General features: G+C 63.5%; 24 protein-coding genes. 5 read left to right on the plus strand and 19 right to left on the minus strand.

Annotated elements, in window-relative coordinates; genetic code table 11:
• Positions 1–7: 7 nt before the first annotated feature.
• The 17 genes from OPU69_RS15915 to OPU69_RS15995 form a co-directional block, all read right to left on the minus strand.
• A complete protein-coding gene (locus OPU69_RS15915) occupies positions 8–541 on the minus strand; it encodes a phage protein Gp27 family protein (protein ID WP_446653078.1) in 534 nt (177 codons plus the stop codon).
• Position 542: 1 nt separating this feature from the next.
• Positions 543–833 (minus strand): hypothetical protein, encoded by a 291-nt coding sequence (locus OPU69_RS15920; RefSeq protein ID WP_446653079.1) that lies wholly within the window; start codon positions 831–833, stop codon positions 543–545.
• Positions 830–1,228, minus strand: a complete 399-nt coding sequence (locus tag OPU69_RS15925) for a hypothetical protein (RefSeq protein WP_498512365.1) — start codon at positions 1,226–1,228, stop codon at positions 830–832. Before OPU69_RS15925 ends, OPU69_RS15920 begins: the two co-directional genes overlap by 4 nt.
• A 107-nt stretch (positions 1,229–1,335) precedes the next feature.
• Positions 1,336–1,836, minus strand: coding sequence for a hypothetical protein (locus tag OPU69_RS15930; RefSeq protein WP_498512367.1), 501 nt, complete (start codon positions 1,834–1,836; stop codon positions 1,336–1,338).
• 3 nt (positions 1,837–1,839) lie between these two features.
• Positions 1,840–2,547 (minus strand): regulatory protein GemA, encoded by a 708-nt coding sequence (locus OPU69_RS15935; RefSeq protein ID WP_498512369.1) that lies wholly within the window; start codon positions 2,545–2,547, stop codon positions 1,840–1,842.
• Complete coding sequence (locus tag OPU69_RS15940; RefSeq protein WP_498512371.1) at positions 2,544–2,855, minus strand: LexA family protein; 312 nt, start codon at positions 2,853–2,855, stop codon at positions 2,544–2,546. Before OPU69_RS15940 ends, OPU69_RS15935 begins: the two co-directional genes overlap by 4 nt.
• A complete protein-coding gene (locus OPU69_RS15945) occupies positions 2,852–3,067 on the minus strand; it encodes a hypothetical protein (protein WP_498512373.1) in 216 nt (71 codons plus the stop codon). Before OPU69_RS15945 ends, OPU69_RS15940 begins: the two co-directional genes overlap by 4 nt.
• Positions 3,067–3,372, minus strand: a complete 306-nt coding sequence (locus tag OPU69_RS15950; protein WP_498512375.1) for a hypothetical protein — start codon at positions 3,370–3,372, stop codon at positions 3,067–3,069. The genes OPU69_RS15945 and OPU69_RS15950 overlap by 1 nt, the downstream gene beginning before the upstream one ends.
• Positions 3,369–3,953, minus strand: a complete 585-nt coding sequence (locus tag OPU69_RS15955) for a host-nuclease inhibitor Gam family protein (RefSeq protein ID WP_498512377.1) — start codon at positions 3,951–3,953, stop codon at positions 3,369–3,371. Before OPU69_RS15955 ends, OPU69_RS15950 begins: the two co-directional genes overlap by 4 nt.
• A 2-nt stretch (positions 3,954–3,955) precedes the next feature.
• The gene (locus OPU69_RS15960) at positions 3,956–4,174 is read right to left on the minus strand and encodes a hypothetical protein (RefSeq protein WP_498512379.1); all 219 of its coding nucleotides are present in this window, start codon (positions 4,172–4,174) and stop codon (positions 3,956–3,958) included.
• Positions 4,171–4,314, minus strand: coding sequence for a hypothetical protein (locus OPU69_RS15965; RefSeq protein WP_498512381.1), 144 nt, complete (start codon positions 4,312–4,314; stop codon positions 4,171–4,173). Before OPU69_RS15965 ends, OPU69_RS15960 begins: the two co-directional genes overlap by 4 nt.
• A complete protein-coding gene (locus OPU69_RS15970) occupies positions 4,302–4,718 on the minus strand; it encodes a hypothetical protein (RefSeq protein ID WP_498512383.1) in 417 nt (138 codons plus the stop codon). The genes OPU69_RS15965 and OPU69_RS15970 overlap by 13 nt, the downstream gene beginning before the upstream one ends.
• 2 nt (positions 4,719–4,720) lie before the next feature.
• A complete protein-coding gene (locus OPU69_RS15975) occupies positions 4,721–5,353 on the minus strand; it encodes a hypothetical protein (protein WP_498512385.1) in 633 nt (210 codons plus the stop codon).
• Positions 5,350–6,168 carry an AAA family ATPase gene (locus tag OPU69_RS15980; RefSeq protein ID WP_498512387.1) on the minus strand — a complete coding sequence of 273 codons (819 nt, stop codon included), beginning with the start codon at positions 6,166–6,168 and terminating at the stop codon, positions 5,350–5,352. The genes OPU69_RS15975 and OPU69_RS15980 overlap by 4 nt, the downstream gene beginning before the upstream one ends.
• 24 nt (positions 6,169–6,192) lie before the next feature.
• Entirely contained in the window at positions 6,193–8,019 is a 1,827-nt protein-coding gene (locus OPU69_RS15985; protein ID WP_498512389.1) for a DDE-type integrase/transposase/recombinase, read from the minus strand.
• The gene (locus OPU69_RS15990) at positions 8,016–8,672 is read right to left on the minus strand and encodes a hypothetical protein (protein WP_498512391.1); all 657 of its coding nucleotides are present in this window, start codon (positions 8,670–8,672) and stop codon (positions 8,016–8,018) included. The genes OPU69_RS15985 and OPU69_RS15990 overlap by 4 nt, the downstream gene beginning before the upstream one ends.
• Positions 8,669–8,878 carry a helix-turn-helix domain-containing protein gene (locus OPU69_RS15995; RefSeq protein WP_498512393.1) on the minus strand — a complete coding sequence of 70 codons (210 nt, stop codon included), beginning with the start codon at positions 8,876–8,878 and terminating at the stop codon, positions 8,669–8,671. Before OPU69_RS15995 ends, OPU69_RS15990 begins: the two co-directional genes overlap by 4 nt.
• 3 nt (positions 8,879–8,881) lie before the next feature.
• Between OPU69_RS15995 and OPU69_RS16000 the strand changes: the two genes are divergently transcribed.
• Both OPU69_RS16000 and OPU69_RS16005 read left to right on the plus strand, forming a co-directional pair.
• The gene (locus OPU69_RS16000) at positions 8,882–9,601 is read left to right on the plus strand and encodes a LexA family transcriptional regulator (RefSeq protein WP_498512395.1); all 720 of its coding nucleotides are present in this window, start codon (positions 8,882–8,884) and stop codon (positions 9,599–9,601) included.
• 155 nt (positions 9,602–9,756) lie between these two features.
• A complete protein-coding gene (locus OPU69_RS16005) occupies positions 9,757–10,380 on the plus strand; it encodes a putative phage head morphogenesis protein (protein WP_498512397.1) in 624 nt (207 codons plus the stop codon).
• Between the two features lie 394 nt (positions 10,381–10,774).
• Here the strand turns inward: OPU69_RS16005 and OPU69_RS16010 are convergent, their stop codons facing one another.
• Positions 10,775–11,530, minus strand: a complete 756-nt coding sequence (locus tag OPU69_RS16010; protein WP_498512399.1) for a hypothetical protein — start codon at positions 11,528–11,530, stop codon at positions 10,775–10,777.
• Positions 11,531–11,533: 3 nt separating this feature from the next.
• Positions 11,534–11,974, minus strand: coding sequence for a hypothetical protein (locus tag OPU69_RS16015; protein ID WP_498512401.1), 441 nt, complete (start codon positions 11,972–11,974; stop codon positions 11,534–11,536).
• 160 nt (positions 11,975–12,134) lie between these two features.
• Between OPU69_RS16015 and OPU69_RS16020 the strand changes: the two genes are divergently transcribed.
• The 3 genes from OPU69_RS16020 (at position 12,135) to OPU69_RS16030 (ending at position 14,580) form a co-directional block, all read left to right on the plus strand.
• Positions 12,135–13,142, plus strand: a complete 1,008-nt coding sequence (locus OPU69_RS16020) for a hypothetical protein (protein ID WP_498512403.1) — start codon at positions 12,135–12,137, stop codon at positions 13,140–13,142.
• A gap of 75 nt (positions 13,143–13,217) precedes the next feature.
• Complete coding sequence (locus OPU69_RS16025; RefSeq protein WP_498512405.1) at positions 13,218–13,550, plus strand: DUF2190 family protein; 333 nt, start codon at positions 13,218–13,220, stop codon at positions 13,548–13,550.
• 88 nt (positions 13,551–13,638) lie between these two features.
• A complete protein-coding gene (locus OPU69_RS16030; RefSeq protein ID WP_498512407.1) occupies positions 13,639–14,580 on the plus strand; it encodes a hypothetical protein in 942 nt (313 codons plus the stop codon).
• The last annotated feature ends 39 nt before the right edge of the window (positions 14,581–14,619 follow it).

Below are 14,619 nucleotides of genomic sequence, written 5' to 3' on the forward strand. Positions count from 1 at the left end.
TCTCCCTTCAGGCTTTGAGGCCGAGCAGCTTGGTCTTCACGGCCAGGATGGTTTCTTCGGTGGCACCACGGCTGCGCAGCTCGCCCTCGGCTTCCTTGGCGGCGCGCTGGTTCTGTTCGAGGCGGATGGCACGCTCGCGCTCGGCATCGAGCTTGTCGGCGACGACAAGGTCCTTCAGCGCCTTGATGAGGCCCATGGCGTCGCCCAGCTCGAGCTTTTCCTCGCCGCCCATGCGCGCCGCGATGATCGAGAGGTTGTTGCGCGCCAGATGCAGCAGCATCCGGTTGCGCTTTTCGTTCTCATCGCCGAACTCGCTGTCGACGACTTCCGCCATACCGCGCACGGCCTTTTCGCGCTCCACCACGCGGTGCCAGTCGCGGCGGCGCTTGGCCCATCGGCCCATCGACGATCGCGCGATCTGGTGGCCGTGGCTGGCGGCCAGCTCGACCAGTGCATCGGTGGTGAACTTGCGTTTCACGGCCTCGTCCAGCTCGTCCTGGACGTCTGCCGGCAGTTCCTCGACGGAAGACCAGCGGGCCATGTCAGCGGCCTGTTCTGTGGCGGTAGATGCCGTCGACGATCAGGCGGCTGGCCGCGACATCCTCGCCGTCGGGAAGGATCTCGGCGAGCAGGTAACGCGGCACCTCCTCGACCCGGACAAAGCCCTCGTTGGCCAGCCAGCGCAGCTCTTCGGCAACGTCGCGCCGCGCGACGCGGTGACCGACCTCGGCCAGCAGCGTGGCGAGGTGGTGATCATTATGCTCGCCGCCGATCTCGGCCAGCAGATCGATAATGGCGCGGCGCACCAGCGGACGGATGGCGGGCGCGATCATGATTTGCCGAGTCCTTGCTGGACCAGCGTGTGCAAATAGTCGTTCTGTGTTTCGAGCTGGTGTTGCATCGCCCTGACGGACGATTCCACCGAGCCGAGCCGGTCGCGAATGTCGGAGATGGAGTTGGCGAGGCTTGCCCGGGTCGGCTCCCTCTCGAGATCGCGAACCACATTGTCGATGCGGTTTTCGTTGGTCGTGATGCGCGTGACGAGGCCTGAAACCTGATCGGTGAGGTCCCTGAGCTCGGTTTCATGTTCCTTCAGGTCCGCGCGCGATGGGAACTTGGTCTGCAGCCAGGCGAAGCCGCCCAGCAGGATCAGTGGCGTCATCGTGGCGGCGATCGGCCAAAGGGTCTGGATGATCTGCCACCAGCTCACGACTGCACGCTCCAGCATTCGGATTGTGCGCTGGCGAGAATTGCGGAATGCATTGGATGGGCCTCATCGAAAAACGATGAGGCACTGCTAAGCGGGATAGCTCGCGCGACTTGGGGTGAGCCAGCTCACAGGGGCTTGCCATCCCAGGGTTCGAACATCTCGATCTGGCGAGGGTCGCGCAGGCTCGGGCGGCGCAAAGGCTCTGCGACTGCAGCCTCCCGGCTCCGGTTCACGAGCTGCGAAACATAGGTCCTGGCGGTGCCGAGGATCCGGGCTGCTTCGGCGACAGTCATATCGCCATTTCGCACGGATGCAATCACCGGCGCGCGGCGTGCCTCCGTGAGCGCTGCCCTGGCGACAGGAACCTCGATCTCCTGTCGGCCATAGACATGGCTCATGATGCGGGTCAGCCTGGCGTCCAGAACCTCGCGCAGGCAGTTTCGTTCCGGATCGGCCGAGACATAGATTTGCTGCCCGCCAAAGCGCTCGACGATGCGCATAGCGTGATAGGCACCGATATGGTCCGCCATCTCGACGAGCTGAGCGGGCCACCGCCGGGTCATCGCGACATCGCGCGGGATCGGCAGATCCTCAAGCCGCATACCAGGGAAATAGGCGACCGACATCGATCAGCCCTCCGCCTGGGGCTTCTGGTCGCGACGCGGCATCTTCGCGCGCCACTTGCGGCCCAGGAATCGGATGGCGTCGTCCATCTCGCGCACGGACCAGTGGTGCAGGTTCGCCCGCGATCCGATCTCGAGCCGCGCCAGCTCGATCGGGAACATCATGGCGCGGTCGGCGCATAGCTCAGCCAGGCGCTCGATCACGGCCACCCGCTCGCCATGGGCGGGCGAATAATCGGGGATGGTTAGCTCCATGGCGCGGATGTCCGCAGGGCATGGCCAATGGACGCCGACGCGCGCCGCCCAGGCCTTCAGCCCCTCGATCACCGAGGCCGAGTGCCGATGGTCGACAAAGCGGAGCGCCGCGAGGCCGGTCTGGCGATTCACGAAGCTGTCCAGCGCCGCGTCGCCCGGCTCGTCGATCTCGCCCAGCCAATAGAGGCTCCACCAAAGCGCCTTGATCTTGCCCAGGTGCGGACGATCGGCGCGTCCGGCCTTCCATCCGCCGTTGAGCGCATCGAGCAGCTTGCCGAGCTGCCCATCGCTGAGTCCGGACAGCGACCGTTGGCCGCTTACCTGCTCGATGCGATCGCGGCGAGCGTCCTCGTCCAGGCCGAGCCGATTGCACGCGGCCATGATCGCGCGGATCTTGCGCGTTCGCGGATCGCTACCGGGTGCGCGGCGCGTGCGGGAGGGCCGGGACGCGGCGGTCATGCCGAGCTACCTTGAGCTTTGACATCTGCAGCGAGCTTCCCGCGCCGCTGAAGCTCCATTTCGAGTGCCTGAGTCGGGTATGGCCTCAGGTCGATTTCCACCGGTGCCTCTACGGGCACATAGCGACCATGGTAATCGTCGAGCTTGCGCAGATACCCGTATTTGACAAGCGTCTGGATCCTCGTGTGGATCCCCGAGGTCGATTTGAGGCCTTCAATCGCCATGAGCTCGCGGATGCCAGGACCGCGACCATGTGCGTCGTAAAAGGCCCTGATGTTGTCGAGCGTTCGTAGTTGGTTCTCTGTCATCGACGGAAATCCATCTTTCGAGATTGCGGTGCCAAAACGCCCGCGCCGCGAAGCTCGAGATTGTCCTGGTGCAAAATCTGGTTCGTTGTGCGGCTGGCCTGGAAGCTGCGGATCAGTGCCCGAATGATTTCAGCGGAGCGTTTGTCGCCGCTGCGGTCGAGACGGGCAGCAAGAGCCTGGGCTTCGCGAAGGCTGGCGCTGTGGCGCGACATCAGTTGACGCTCCCGGTTGCCTGCGTGATGGCGGCATTGTGCCAGCGCACCGCATCCGCCAGCATGTCGCAGAACTGGTCGATCGCGTCGGAGTCCATGCACATCGTGGTCTGGGAGCCGTCCTCGACCAGTGACAGGATTATCATCGGCGTGCCGTTGACATATTTGGTCGCGATGCCTGCTGCCTTCTTCACCTCATCGCCATTTTCATCGAAGATTGATTGAGCAGGGCCCGAAGCGATCGCCGCGCGCATCAGCCGGATGGCGACGCTGATCGGGACACCAGTGGCGGGTGCGGTGGTCATGCTGCACCTCCCTCGACATCGACCAGCTCGGGATCGGCCTCACGCTTGCCGGCGCGATCGATGAAGAACTGATCGGCCTGGGAGACGCCCGCGCCCAGGGCAGCGAGACGCTCCGCCATGGGGTCGTCCTCGCCCTTGCGCAGGGTCTTGATGATCGCCTGCTTGTCGAGCTCGAGCTTGGTGCGGATGAAAGGTTCGGCATTTGCCTCGAGCGCGGCGCGGATCTTCTCGATGAAGTCTTCCTGCTTCACGCCCTTGGGCAGTTTCAGCGACGGCGTGTTTGTTCGCTCGCCGATGATCGCGCCAGCAAGCTCGATCGACTTGCGCTTGCCCTCGGTCAGCTGATCCTTGGCGACGGCCCACCAGGCGTGCAGCTGCTTGAACAGTTCCTTCTGCGCCTGCTCGAGCGGCGCGACCATGGCATCGCGTGCGCCCTCGATCTGCTGGATCGAGGCATCGGCATCGGCCTTGAGCTGGTCGACGGTGGCCTGCATGGCCATGTACTTGTCGATGGTCGCGGTCGCTTCCTGGATCGTCTGCGGGGCGACTTGGGTGGGTGCCTTGCGGCGGGCAGCAGCCATGGTCAGTTCCTTTCAGGCTCAAAGTCGGTGGGTGTCGGGATGTCGGGCGAGACGAGCGGGATGGCGGTGCCGCACAGGGCGCATTCGGCCATGGTGCGACCGACCTCCCATTGGCGACCGCCGCAGCCTGGGCAGACATTGTCGCCGGTGCTGCGGTAGAGGACGAGGTAACCGCGCTCACTCTGGACAGCGCGATAGTCGGTGCAGATCGGCGCGGTCATGAGCCTGCTCCTGCCGGTGCGGTCACCACGATCAGCGCGGTGCCAAGGAAGATCGCTGCCGCTGTCGGCAGGATGACCGTCAGGACGAAGCCCAGCGGGCTGTAGCCCTGCTCGGCGATCTTGGCGGTCAGGCGGCGCATGACGCGGCCTCCTGGCCAACCGCCTCGGTCGGGCTGTCGGTGTTGTTCGGGCAGCGCGGGCAGTTGACGGTGTAGAGATGCTCGAAGGTGTTTTTCGGCGCACCTTTCCGCCTGCGGTTGTTCATGCAGGAGGCAAGCGGGATGCTGTCGTTCCAGATCGGGCAGAGGACGTCTTCGTTGCCCCAGGCCGCGCGGACCAGGCGTTCGGCCTCCTCATAGCTGCCCGCATAATCGCGGTTGAGAATCCGGCTGACATAGCTGGCGTTGCGGTTGATCTTCTCGCCCGCCTTGCGCTGGTTGGTTGCGTCGGCGGCTCCGGCCAGCAGGCGCACCCAGGCAGGCATGTCCTCGCCCCAGGCAGCGGTCGCGCGCTCGATATTGGTCAGGGTAACCTTAACGGACATGGTTAACGCTCCTGGTCAAAAAAAGGGGCGGCAGGCTTGCGGCGGGCGGCGATCGGCATATGCAGCTCTGCTCCGGAATTGTGGTCGAGCAGGCGGGTGTGGGGCTGGCCGTTGATGGTCGCCCTTCCGATCGAGGGATGATGCGGCCCGGTATCGAGAACGATCCGGTAGCGGCGGTGCGGCTCGCCGGGCTGGTCGAGGCGCTCGAGGAACCCCGCTCGCACCAGCTGCGCGAGATAGGCCACAGTCGTTTTTTCGGTCGCCTCGGCGGCGATCAGCAGCATCGGCAGATCGAAAGTCTTGAGCACCCGGATCGCCGTCCAGATGCGCTGGCGCATCGACCTGGGCGTGAAGCGGACGGGCAGCTTCTTCGCGTCGCGGATGGTCGGCGGCGCGTCCTGCGCGGCGGCAATCTTGGCCATTTTGAAAAGTCCTGTCCGTTCGACCGAGACGATCAGCCCGTCCTTCTTCCAGGCGCGCAGTTGCCGTGCGACGATCGCAACATCGATGTCGGTGCGGCGCACCAGGTCGGTGATGGAAAGCGGCTCTGCCGCGTGGCGAAGGTGGCTCCAGAGGCAGGCCGCAGGATCGGGCGCACGCTGAGGGTTGAGCAGCCGGGGCGTGATGAAGTTCATGCGTATGCTCCCTGGATGCGGCGGGCCTGGACATCGCCAGTCATGATCGGGCGATTGCCCCACCATGCCAGGTCCGCATGGTCGTGGCCGGAGGCCAGCGCTTCACGCTCGGCCTCGTTGAGGTTGTTGACGATGCGGCGGGTGCAGCCCTTGCAGGCCTCCAGGAACCGCAGGGCGAGGTCATCGCTGACGCGGACGCGGCGGCAGTAATGGTCACGAAGCTTCAGCGCATCCTGCTGGGTCGCAGGCTGCGCTGCCGTCATCACCCGGATCCGGTTGTCGAACCGCTCCCACTCCTTCAGCTTTGAGGGCAGCGCCTCCTCGCCGATCATCATGATGGCGATCGCGGTCGCGTCGTGAATATCGCGGATGATCTCGACCGACTGGCGCTTCACGAGGAAGTCCATCTCATCGATGACCAGCGGGCGCGGATGGATGGTCAGCTGCTCGATGATCTGGTCGAGGATCGCAGGCGCGGTGCGTGCCAGCTTCACGATGCCGAGCGAGGTTGCAATCGCCTCCAGCAGCGTGCGCTGGGTCCAGACCGATTTGGCGCAGACATAGCTGGCATTGGTGCGCGCGGCGGCAAAGGCCGCGCCGACCGACTTGCCATAGCCGGAATAGCCGTAAAGCAGCCCGAGCCGCGGCGAGTCCCGATTGCCCGCCATGCAGTCCATGATCGTGCGGAGCGCCAGGCCCATATTGGTGAGCTGGGCCTGTCCGCCGACGATAGGCGCTGCCGCCCCCGGTATCAGCTGGAGGTGACTATCACCTCCTCCTGTATTGGCGCTGGAAACTGCGCTGCTGTGGGTCATGGTCGGTTCCTCCTGTTCTTGTGGTCAGCTGGCCTGGCCCGACATGCGGTCGGGGCCTGGGGTGTCGGTGGACGCGCGCGAGGGGCGCGGCTCGAATTCGGCGATCATGATTTTTTCGACCTGGTATTCGGTCGATGCTGCGTAGGCGCGGGCTGCGCGCAGAGCGGCTTCGTCGACCTGTTCGCCGCGCTGTGCCGCGCCCAGGACGGCGTCGGCCCGTGCGACCTTCTCGGCAGTGGTCAGCTGGGCAAGCGGGCTGGGTTGGCTGACGATCGCCGGGCGCGGAGCGCGGGCAGTTGATGGCGCGGGCGGAGATGTGATGCTGTCGATCGCGGGCGTGCTGTGACGATGCGTGGGCATCGGCAGCGAAGTGACCTTGCCTGCAGCCTCGGCATCGGCGCGCATGATGTCCTGCGCGGCCCGCTCCAGGCTGTAGCGACGCATCCTTCCGCGCATCTCGGCGCGCTGGATCTTCATCCATTGGTCCTGATGCAGGCGGGCCTGGCGCGCGAATTCCTGTTCGCTGAGGCCGGCGCGCTCGTAATTGACGGCGATGTCGATGAACCGGCTGTCTTCGTCGAAAACGAACAGCGCGCCGAGGTCGTCTTCGTCGCGGCGGACCAGCACAGTCTGGCCCACATAGCCCGCCAGCGCTGCACACCAGTAGCGACCGCTCTTCCACTGAATGCCGCGCTTGCCGACCATGCGCGGGCCGACCTCTGCCGAGAGCGCGATCCGCAGGACATCCTCGCTCGGCGCGGCAGCAGCGCTGGCAGGCGAGCTTTGCCATTTCGCCATCGGCGTCATCTTGAGCGAGCTGTGGACGTTCAGATGGTAGACGCCATCGGTCCAGGCATCGATCGCTGCCTGCAGCTCGGCGGCGGACATGCCAGCCTCGATCACGGCGCGGCCCGTTTCCTTGCGGGCGCGGGCGCGCAGGGCTTGGGCCTCGGCGACATTGTGACCGATGAAGCCGGGATAGATTTCGGCTCGCTGGCGGGTGAAGGTGCCGAAGACGCGCTCGATGAACGGTTTGCGCTCCGGGCTGGCGGGCGGGCACGGGCGATGCTCGATGCCCAGAATTTCGAGGGCGCTGACGATCGATCGGTTGATGAAGCCGCTGCCCTGGTCGGTGATGATCGCCTCGGGCATCACGCCCCAGGCGCGGATCGTGCCGATCAGCAGGTTGCGGACGCTCTGCGCGCTTTCGGAATCGCAGACCATGAAACGGACGCGGCGCGAGAAGCGGTCAATCAGGCCCAGCACGGCCTTGCGGCCATCGGTGGTCATCACGTCGGCAGGCGTGGTGTCGATTTCCCAGACCTGGTGCGCAGCGGTGACCGTGGCCGACATGTTGCCGATTGAGACGCGGTGCTTTCCCTTGAACTGGTCAGGGTTGCGGAACGAGGCGATCAGCGCGGTGCGGCGCTGCTCGAAGTCCTTGATGAACCGGCGCAGCGTGCGGCCCGTTGGAAGCTCGGTGAAATCGGCTTTCAACGCGTCCAGGATCACGGTCGATGACAGCTTGCGCTGGCACAGATAGGCCTCGACCGCCGATGCCACCTCGGGATGCTCATCCCACCAGCTGGGCCGACCGCGACCGCGCCGGTTCTCATTGGCAGCGCGGGGCGTGTCCGATCGCTTGGCTGCTTCGCGCGCCAGCAGATCTGCGCGCGCCGCTTCAGGCAGCGCGGCGATCGAGAAATGCCGACCGCCCAAGGTCGCCGGACGCTCGAGATAGTCCCAGCCTTCCGCCAAGGCGCGCTCGCGGATGCGATAGGCAGAGCTTGGAAGACCCTCAAGTTTGAGGTCCGCGATCTGCTGTGCAGTGAGGTGCGTCCGGGCCTTCATGCGGGGTCGCCCCCGATCCGGCGCAGCAGCTCGATATGCGCGCGCACATGAGCCTGGAGGCGGTTGCGGATGTCTTTGCCGACGGGGAGGCAGTCGACGGCGACGGTGAAGCTCTCTGCGGAAGCGATGGCATCTGTAAGCGAGATCACTGCTGCCGAGGCTGGGCGGTTGTTAGCAGAGGTTTCACCGACCCGGTCAAGCCATGACAACCCAGAAGGCGGAGTGCTCGATGGTTGAGCATTATCGCTGGCGATCCGTTGATAATGCGTCGGCCATTTGCTGGCGGTTGCTGGCCACAGATAAATCGGGTCAAAACCGAGCGCCACGGCGGAGCGCAGCGCCAGCGTCATCTTGGTTGATGAGCCTCCCAAAGCCTTGACGCAGAGAGGATCATAACCTTTCGCCGCCGCTGCCTCAGCTAGCGCAGCTGGCCGATCGTACGGCGCGTGTTTCCTGATTTCACTGTCTGCCACGCCGAGGAAGCATGCGAAGTCTGGCCAGATCAAGCGCCAATGGACGTTGCCATTGCTGGCTCGACGACCGGAGCAGATTCTGAAGCCATCCATCGCGGGAGTGCGGTTCAGCTCTGTCTCATTCCGAGATGGAACAAAAACGGTGCGATCTAGGTACGCTTTGTGGTAGGTGACACTCATGCAGCGCCACCTCGCTTCGATTCCACGCGGCTTTCGTCCGCAAGAGCGCCTTCGATCGCCTTGGATACCCGCGCGCTTTTCCGCCCCCGCAGTACGTCGCTTACTGACTTGCTGGGAATTCCTGCAGCACGCTCAAACGCAGAAACGGTACCGAACCGCTTTCGTAGAGCCGCCTTGGTGTCTTCCGGGTGCATCGTGAGGGGCATGCGGTGTTTTCCGAAGTAAAAGCCGAAAATTCGGATAATCCGAAAAGTCGGAGAGGTCAACAGCTAAATCCGGCTGATGGGGTTGGCGCGCGCATTGTGGCCGCGTTGAACGGACGGCCGCGAAAGTGGCTGGCTGAACGTGCAGAGATTCCGGAGAGCACTGTCAGCGACTACATCGCCCGTGGGATCGCCAAGGCTGGTGCAGCGGTTGGGATTGCGCGCGCTTTGAATGTCAGTGTCGATTGGTTGCTGACGGGCAAAGAGCCAGCGTTTAGCGCAGAATTAGCCGAAGACTCGGAAGTGATCCCTATTCCTGCTGTTAAAGACCTGGCGGCATCAGCTGGGCCAGGGTCGGTGATCGAGCCTTTCGAGATGACGGGCGATGCCGCTCCTTTCCCGGCCCATTGGCTACGGAAACAGTTTGGGCAGATCGACGGTCTCAAGCTGATACAGGTACGAGGTGTCAGCATGGAGCCATTGATTGCCGATGGCGCTTGGGTGCTGATGGACGTCAACCGCAAGGGTATGTCGCCCGGCGTTTATGTCGTCCGGCTCGATGATGCTTTGCAGGTGAAGCGACTGGAGTGGCGCAACAAAAATTGCGTGACGTTGATTAGCCAGAACCCGGCAATGAAGCCCATAGAAATCGATTTGGCAGGCGATGGCGACCCAAGGGATTTTGCCGTTATCGGCAAGGTGCTTCTGACCGGTAACTTCGTGTGAGCTTCCCTGCGTCGCTCGATGAGCTTCCCTCTGATTGGCGCGAAGCAATTTCTGAGCGAAGGTTGGTCTGGGAGGGGGGCTATGACCCCGCACTCGAATCTGTTCGAGACCGGTATGCTTGGAAAACGCCCATCGACGCTTGGTACATGGCCTTCATGTGGCTGTTCTACAGTCGCGATCCGCAGGAGTGGAGCGAGACGCACTACGCGTTCGTGATGCCAGACAATTGGTGTGACATCGTAATTGAGCCCGCTCCACCACGGCCATTGCCTAGCCTGCGTTCGGCGCTGGCCTGGCGATTTGCGCATTTCTATGGCGTGCCGTTTACCGACCCGGCGGTAACGGCCAGCGTTGAATACGCGTTTTCCAAGGATCATCGAGCTGGGCCGATCGGCTACCTAGCTGCTACCGCAAATCGGCTGTGGCTGGCAGGCAGTCGTTGGCGGCGATACCAGCGGCAGTCCGATTTGTTCCCGCTCCTGAGGCTGAGGGCGGATGATCACCTGTCTGCACAGACCGGCGTGGCAATGCTGCACGGTGTTACACTACCCATCGAGCATGAGTTCTGGTCTGCATGCTTCCCGCCCAATCATGTGACGAATGTCGGATTGGTCGAGCAGGTGAGCCTTTCGGCCGTCAGCCGGCGCGGATATGCCGTCACGGCCGATTTGCGGGAAGATTGGAGATCGCTGATACCGGCGGGCTTCGATCGAAACTTCGCGGCCCGTTGGACCGACGTGATCGATCCAGGCATGGTCCAGATGTCGGAGCCAATTTAAGCCCCGTGGAGCGCGATCGACACCCCGTCCGCACCCTCGACACCCTAAAGCCCGCCACCATGCATGGACAGGCTGCCCATCGGCATATTCGGGGTCGTCCGTGGCTATTGACCCTAACTAGTGTCGGCTGGTGCTGCGAAGTCCTATCATAAGCGGGGTACGACTCGCTCACGAAAGGACAGGACGATGGACCACGAACAGGAAATTGCCGCGCTCAAAAAGTCCGTTGCCAGGCTTGAACATGCGCTTCACCAGCAGCTAGATCTTGTAAAAGTACTGGCTGATGAGGTGCCCCTTTTGCGAGAAAGGGTTCGCTGTCTAAATCACATTGCTGGCTCGCTCATTGCTGAGCTGGCGCGTTTCGCAAATGATCCACTCGGACGCGCGGATGAAATTATCTGTTTCCACGAGGCTTCACTTTTTGAAGCCATAAAAAATACACAGCCAGGCCAAACAGGGCTAGAATTGGTTCAGCGTAACCGCGAAGAGCAGCTGGCTGAAGTATTTGGTTATGCCCGGAGCACCGCAAAACTGATTGATGCAATGAGGTAGCAAACTGCCGTTCAGCCAGTTCACTTTGACGCAAACGCTCAGCGATCTCTGCTTTAGCCTCTGCGATCTTTGCCTCGCGTCCGTCTTCTAGCGGCGCAGGGCTGGTGGCCGCGAGGCTGGCAATGGACTCCGCCAACTCAAGATCGGCTTTGACTCGGGCGTCCAATTCGCCGGAGTCGATCATGGCATGCCTAATCGCCTGGTCAGCATTGGCGCTCGCGGCGCGCAGGGTGTCACCATAAGCGGAGGAGCTTTGGTCACGGATTAGCCGCCTTACCAAATCAATGTTGCGGCGCTGGTCGCGGAGCAACGCCAAAGTACCAAGAGAGAGGGCGAGGAGGCTGGTGAACGCGGCCATCAACACCCCTTGCGCGATCGTTGGCTGGTTCTGGAGTGCGTTGAACAGGGTGATCGCAACGCCTGGAACAAGGCTCCCCGTGAGAATTGTCGTCGCTTTGTGGATGCGCGTCAGCAGGATCTGCGGCGACATGACGAGTGAGGTGCCTTCCGGTATTGTTGCTTTGAGCTCGTCGGGAATTCTCGCAACCCGAGCCTGCAAGTCTGCGATTGCGCCATCGTCCGAATTTGCATCGCCCATGGTTCAGCCCTCCACAGCGAGCATGCCGGCAGTTGCCAGGAACGCGCAGAAACTTGCGCCACTCTGCATTTTCAGCACCTCGACATTGTCCCTGGTGAAGGCGTCGAACTCCAATGCGAACTTTCCGGTGGCGCTGAGTTCGTTGATCGTGAGCGTGTAACTGCCCGCCTTTTTCGCCTTTCTGGCGACGAAGTTGCCCTTGGTGTCCAGCATGAGCGCGACCTTGCCGGCATCGTTGTCGCGGCTGAGCTGCACCTGCATCTCGTGAAGATCGCGGTGCATCGCCAGCTTCTTCGCCAGGCCAGCGCCGATCTGGATGTTGATGTAGCGGACCTTGCCTCCGTTCTTGCGGATAACGTGGCGGGCCTGCACCTTTACGCCATCGTAAGGAAGGCTGACCGTCGACTTGGCGGGGCCGACATAAGCTATCGTGTCAAAAGCCATTTTTCGTCTCCTGTGGAAGTCCGACCAGGAGAGACGGCCCCGAGCATCGCGCTTGCCTTTTCGCCTGATCCGGGCCAGACAATAGCTGTCTGACCGATTTGCGACCCGGTGAGCCAGCTCACACCGACGGCGCTTTCCAACACGGCCTAAGCCCTGGTCCATGGATCAGGCAATTTCCTTCAGCAGCGGCGCGGGTACCATCCGCATCTTCAAGCCAGGCAGCTTCACGTCGGTGGACGGGAGCCGCCACAGCTTTTCGCGTGACGACCTGGTCCAGGCCGCTGCCGCTTATGACGCCGAGGGCGATCCCGCGCCGCTGGTGATCGGTCACCCCGCGATCGACCACCCCGCCTATGGCTGGGCCACCGGCCTGCGCCTGCAGGGCGATGAGCTGATCGCCGAGGTCGACAAGGTCGAGCCCGAGTTTGCCGAGGCGGTGAACGCCGGGCGGTACCGCAAGGTCAGCGCCTCGTTCTACCCCCCGACGCACCACGGCAATCCCAAGCCCGGCAGCTGGTACCTCAAGCATATCGGCTTTCTCGGCGCTGCTGCGCCGGCCCTGAAGGGCCTGGGCACCGTGTCGCTCGCCGAGGGCGGCACTGATGGCCTGGTCAGCTTTGCTCTGCACGAAACCCCCGAACCCGAACACAGCCAGGAGAAGTCCACCGTGACGACCAAAACCGACGACCAGACCGCCGATTTCGCCGAGCGCCAGCGCGCGCTGGACGAACGCGAGGCCGCCATCAAGGCGCGCGAAGAAGCTGCCGCCAAGGCCGCTGCAGATGCCCGTCATGCCGACCATGTCAGCTTTGCCGAAGACATGGTGTCCAAGGGCACGCTGGCCCCGGCAGGCAAGAGCCTGCTCGTCGGCGTGCTCGACCAGCTGGGCGAGAAGGTGGAGCCGGTGAGCTTTGGCGAGGCCGATGCGGACAGGATGCCGCCCGCTGCGGCGCTCAAGAAGCTGCTGGGCGGCGCAAAGCCGCTGGTCAGCTTTGCCGAGCTGGCCCCGAAGGGCGGCGACCCCAAGGTCAAGGTGGCCAATTTCGCTGCGCCTCCCGGTTATTCGGTCGATCCCGGCCAGGCCGAGCTCTTTGCCCGTGCCAAGGCGATCCAGGCCGAAAAGCCCGACATGGCCTGGATGGACGCCGTTCGCCAGGCGGAAGCCTGATGCCGCTGCGGCGCTGCGCGCCCTGAGCGGCGCGCAGGCCGCATTCAACCTCGTTTCAATCTGAAGGAAACCCTTATGCAGAGTACCCCGATCCTGACGCTGTCGCTGAACGCAGCCGCCGCGCTCTCCGCCAATCGCTTCACCACGTTCGCCGGTGCCGTGCCTGGCGCGGGCGCGAAGGCAGCGGGCGTCACGCAATATGCCGCCGCGACCGGCGACGCGGTCGCGGTCAACGTGCTGGGCACCACCAAGGTCGAGGCCGGTGGCGCGATCGCTGTCGGCGGGCCGATCAAGTCCGATGCTAGCGGCAAGGCCATTGCCCAGGGCGGCGCCGGCGAGATCCTCGGCTACGCGATCGAGGCGGCATCCGGCGACGGCAAGATCATCGAGATGCTGCTCACCCCGTAAACCCGAACCCCCAGCTGGCAGGCGCGCGCTGCCCGCCAGCTGAACCTTTCACACCAGGCGCAATCCCAGCTTATCGGAGACCCATTTCATGACTGTCGGCCAACAGATGAACGCTGCCCAGGCGCGCGTTGTCGATCCCATCCTGACCAATCACGCGCGCGGCTACGTCAATGCCGAGATGATCGGTCGCTTCCTCTTTCCCCAGGTTAGCATGCCGACCCGCGCAGCCAAGCGGATCGAGTTCGACCGCTCGAGCTTCCGCCGTCGCCGCACGCGGCGCGCGCCCGGCTCGCAGATCGCCCGGCTCGAATTCGGCTTCGAAGGCAAGCCGGTCAACCTGCATCAGGAGGCGCTGGCGAGCGTGATCCCGATCGAGCACCAGGAAGAAGCTGGCGCAATTCCGGGCATCAACCTGCAGCAGACCGGTGTGGATACGGTCCTGGCCGTGATCGCGCTGGAAAAGGAAATCCAGCAGGCTCAGGTTGCGCGCAATGCGGCCAGCTATGCCTCGACCAACAAGATCGCGCTCACCGGCGACAGCAAGTGGTCGGATCCGGACAGCGACCCGAAGACCCAGGTGTTCGACGCCAAGGAAACCATCCGCAAGCGCATCGGTCGTCGTCCTAACACGCTGGTGCTGGGCGGTGCGGTCACGAGCTCGCTGCAGAAGCACCCCAAGCTGCTCGACCATTTCAAGTTTACGAACAGCTCTTCGATCAGCATTGCAATGCTGCAGTCCTATTTCGACATCGAGACCGTCGTGTCTGGCGACGCGATCTACGACACCGACGATGTCACCACCGTGGATGTCTGGGGCGGCGATGCCATTCTGGCCTATGTGCCGCCCGAAGGCATGCGGGCCATGCCGCTGCCCAGCTACGGCTATACCTATCAGCTGGCCAATCACCCGCTGGTCGAGGCGGTCGAATGGGACGGCGACATCCGCAGCTGGAAGAACGCCGTCCTCGACGAGTTCTCGGCCGAGCTGGTCGGCGCCGACGCCGGCTTCCTGTTCCAGGCCGCATTCTGATCCTTTGATGCAGCCTGGCGTGAGGGGCGGGTTCCCTGT

This window comes from Blastomonas sp. 34TW, assembly GCF_059803595.1.

Bases quoted from the DNA above. Each gene is read 5' to 3' on its own strand.
- OPU69_RS15915 (WP_446653078.1), bottom strand. From the start codon at position 541: ATGGCCCGCTGGTCTTCCGTCGAGGAACTGCCGGCAGACGTCCAGGAC.
- OPU69_RS15920 (WP_446653079.1), bottom strand. From the start codon at position 833: ATGATCGCGCCCGCCATCCGTCCGCTGGTGCGCCGCGCCATTATCGAT.
- OPU69_RS15925 (WP_498512365.1), bottom strand. From the start codon at position 1,228: ATGCTGGAGCGTGCAGTCGTGAGCTGGTGGCAGATCATCCAGACCCTT.
- OPU69_RS15930 (WP_498512367.1), bottom strand. From the start codon at position 1,836: ATGTCGGTCGCCTATTTCCCTGGTATGCGGCTTGAGGATCTGCCGATC.
- OPU69_RS15935 (WP_498512369.1), bottom strand. From the start codon at position 2,547: ATGACCGCCGCGTCCCGGCCCTCCCGCACGCGCCGCGCACCCGGTAGC.
- OPU69_RS15940 (WP_498512371.1), bottom strand. From the start codon at position 2,855: ATGACAGAGAACCAACTACGAACGCTCGACAACATCAGGGCCTTTTAC.
- OPU69_RS15945 (WP_498512373.1), bottom strand. From the start codon at position 3,067: ATGTCGCGCCACAGCGCCAGCCTTCGCGAAGCCCAGGCTCTTGCTGCC.
- OPU69_RS15950 (WP_498512375.1), bottom strand. From the start codon at position 3,372: ATGACCACCGCACCCGCCACTGGTGTCCCGATCAGCGTCGCCATCCGG.
- OPU69_RS15955 (WP_498512377.1), bottom strand. From the start codon at position 3,953: ATGGCTGCTGCCCGCCGCAAGGCACCCACCCAAGTCGCCCCGCAGACG.
- OPU69_RS15960 (WP_498512379.1), bottom strand. From the start codon at position 4,174: ATGACCGCGCCGATCTGCACCGACTATCGCGCTGTCCAGAGTGAGCGC.
- OPU69_RS15965 (WP_498512381.1), bottom strand. From the start codon at position 4,314: ATGCGCCGCCTGACCGCCAAGATCGCCGAGCAGGGCTACAGCCCGCTG.
- OPU69_RS15970 (WP_498512383.1), bottom strand. From the start codon at position 4,718: ATGTCCGTTAAGGTTACCCTGACCAATATCGAGCGCGCGACCGCTGCC.
- OPU69_RS15975 (WP_498512385.1), bottom strand. From the start codon at position 5,353: ATGAACTTCATCACGCCCCGGCTGCTCAACCCTCAGCGTGCGCCCGAT.
- OPU69_RS15980 (WP_498512387.1), bottom strand. From the start codon at position 6,168: ATGACCCACAGCAGCGCAGTTTCCAGCGCCAATACAGGAGGAGGTGAT.
- OPU69_RS15985 (WP_498512389.1), bottom strand. From the start codon at position 8,019: ATGAAGGCCCGGACGCACCTCACTGCACAGCAGATCGCGGACCTCAAA.
- OPU69_RS15990 (WP_498512391.1), bottom strand. From the start codon at position 8,672: ATGAGTGTCACCTACCACAAAGCGTACCTAGATCGCACCGTTTTTGTT.
- OPU69_RS15995 (WP_498512393.1), bottom strand. From the start codon at position 8,878: ATGCCCCTCACGATGCACCCGGAAGACACCAAGGCGGCTCTACGAAAG.
- OPU69_RS16005 (WP_498512397.1), top strand. From the start codon at position 9,757: ATGTGGCTGTTCTACAGTCGCGATCCGCAGGAGTGGAGCGAGACGCAC.
- OPU69_RS16010 (WP_498512399.1), bottom strand. From the start codon at position 11,530: ATGGGCGATGCAAATTCGGACGATGGCGCAATCGCAGACTTGCAGGCT.
- OPU69_RS16015 (WP_498512401.1), bottom strand. From the start codon at position 11,974: ATGGCTTTTGACACGATAGCTTATGTCGGCCCCGCCAAGTCGACGGTC.
- OPU69_RS16020 (WP_498512403.1), top strand. From the start codon at position 12,135: ATGGATCAGGCAATTTCCTTCAGCAGCGGCGCGGGTACCATCCGCATC.
- OPU69_RS16025 (WP_498512405.1), top strand. From the start codon at position 13,218: ATGCAGAGTACCCCGATCCTGACGCTGTCGCTGAACGCAGCCGCCGCG.
- OPU69_RS16030 (WP_498512407.1), top strand. From the start codon at position 13,639: ATGACTGTCGGCCAACAGATGAACGCTGCCCAGGCGCGCGTTGTCGAT.